Raw genomic sequence first — 1,614 nt, 5'->3', positions numbered from 1 at the left:
TAACTCTTATGACCGTGGTCAAGAATGAGGGATGACGTTTTTTCGCCCTATGTCTTTTGCCACAGGTTTTGTTCGTCATTGATGAGGGGGCAGCACGGAGACGGGATGGGCTTGAGACGACGGTTGATCCAGCTCTTATCCGCGGGTTGGTTACCGCACTTCCGTAATCCGTCCTGGGCTATCCCTGTCTAGTATCGGGCGTTGGGCTGATGCCCAGCCACATAGTTAGGGACGGGAGTTCCCCACCGTGGCCACATCCCGTCGCCGTGCTGCCCGGTTTTTCCGCCGAGAGATCCGGCGCGGGCAGAGCCTTCAATCCGGCGGCGCCCGCGCCGGATTTCTTATCGGGATCCTGATCTTCGATGAAGAAGCGCACTGCATCTCAACGCACCGGTTCGACCTGGTGGCCGATGGCCCACAGGAACGCCGCCATCTCGCGCGCGATCGCCGCAACGACGATGGGTTTCTTCTTACCCGCGGCCATCAGGCGCCGGTAGCGGGCGCAAAGCCGGGTCTGCGCCTTCCAGGCGATCTCGCGCACCGCCTTCGGCAGACCCTCGAGCCGGACCCGAATGGGCTCCGTCACCCTGGCGGGATAGCGGTAGGCCCAGGCGCCTTCGATCAGGACGCGGCGGGCGCGGCGATTGCCGGCCAATGTCAGGCCGCCGCGCTTGACCGTGTCGCCGGTCGAGCGCTCCGAGGGCACCAGGCCGAGAAAGGCCATCAGCTGGCGCGGATTGTCGAAGCGGCGGACATCGCCGACTTCGCTGACAAAGGTGACGGCGACGATGAAGGACACACCACGCAGCGCCTGATAGGCCGCCACCACCGGCGCCATCGACCAACTCGGCACCAGCTCGGCCAACTGCGCATCCAGCCGCTCCAGCCGAGCCTGCGCATCGGTGATCACGTCGACCTGGTCCTGGAACACGATCTGCTGGGCCGGATGGTCGAACTTTTGCGCCGCCAGCCAGCGGGCATGGGCCCGGCTCCAATGCTTATGGCCGCTAAACACCCGGCCATGGCGCAGCAGGAACGAAAGCAGCATCTGGCGCTTCTTGCGCAGATCCTCGCTCGCCGCGGCACGCACCCGCACCATGTCGCGCACCGCTTCATGCACCGCGTCTGGAACCCAGATTCCCTTCAGTTCTCCGGCCCGCAGCAGCCGTGCTAGGCTAACCGCATCGCGCCGGTTGGTCTTGACGCGCTCGCCCGCACGCTTGGGGATCAGCGAAGGCGCAACGACATCGCAGCGCTGACCGAGCTCGACGATCTGCCGGTAGAGCCCGTAGCCGGTCGGGCCGGCTTCGTAACAAAAATGCAGGCGAGGACGCTTTTTCTCCAGCCTGCGCACGAAGCGCTCGACCGCCGCCGGCCTCGCCTCGATCTCGCCGAAAAACCGGACCTCCCCGTTGCGACCACTCTCGGCAACCGCAATGGCGTGCTTCGCCTTCGACACATCGACACCGACGTAAAAGACGCTATCTTGCTTCATGGCCCGTCCTTTCTTCGCTTGGGGCTCGGCTCGGGCACTCCCCGAAGCAACCCCCGTTTGCTTAACAGCTGCAAAGACTAAGGGCGGGCCGCCGCTCAGACCACGGTCATAACGTCTAG

At 64.4% G+C, this 1,614-nt stretch carries 1 protein-coding gene; it reads right to left on the bottom strand.

All coding sequences use genetic code 11. The features are described from left to right. Window positions 1-382: 382 nt before the first annotated feature. Window positions 383-1,495 carry an IS110 family RNA-guided transposase gene (locus tag RFN28_RS34450; protein ID WP_320291575.1) on the bottom strand — a complete coding sequence of 371 codons (1,113 nt, stop codon included), beginning with the start codon at window positions 1,493-1,495 and terminating at the stop codon, window positions 383-385. Window positions 1,496-1,614 lie beyond the last annotated feature (119 nt).

The organism is Mesorhizobium album (genome assembly GCF_033977205.1).
Lineage (GTDB): Bacteria > Pseudomonadota > Alphaproteobacteria > Rhizobiales > Rhizobiaceae > Mesorhizobium > Mesorhizobium album.
The sequence above is the reverse complement of the archived record's forward strand: the minus strand, read 5'-3'. Positions and strand labels throughout refer to the sequence as shown.